This is a genomic window from Acidovorax radicis N35 (genome assembly GCF_000204195.1).
Taxonomy (GTDB): domain Bacteria; phylum Pseudomonadota; class Gammaproteobacteria; order Burkholderiales; family Burkholderiaceae_C; genus Acidovorax; species Acidovorax radicis.
Genome location: NZ_AFBG01000001.1, coordinates 1 through 381, shown reverse-complemented (window position 1 = coordinate 381; position 381 = coordinate 1). Strand labels below are relative to the sequence as shown.

Sequence of the window (381 nt, the reverse complement as noted above, 5' to 3'; positions counted from 1 at the left end):
GGGCAAATTTCAAGGAATTGGCGGCCCACATATGCCCGCGCGGGACGTTCAATTTCCTGCTGTCCAACGGCCAGGCGCTGTGGAGCCATGCCTCGACGAGCCTGTACTACATAGAGAGGCGGCACCCGTTCGGGCAAGCCCAGCTGAGCGACGAAGACGTTCGGCTGGATTTCTCTCGAGAGACCAGCGAGAGGGACGAAGTGGCCGTGATCGTGACGAGCCCGCTGACGACCAACGAGACGTGGACAGCCTTTGGCAAGGGAGAACTGCTGGTATTCGAGCAAGGCCGGCGGCTGAGCCTCTGAGCCTCAATGAATGAAGCACTTTGGATGTCACTGTTCCAAAGAATTTCACGCCCCCAACGACAAAAAACCCCCAAAA

The 381-nt window shown here is 58.0% G+C and carries 1 protein-coding gene; it reads left to right on the top strand.

What is annotated here, in order from left to right; all coding sequences use genetic code 11:
* The coding region (locus ARADN35_RS0100005) for a class II glutamine amidotransferase (protein WP_010457710.1) at positions 1-305 on the top strand (305 nt) is incomplete at its 5' end.
* Positions 306-381 lie beyond the last annotated feature (76 nt).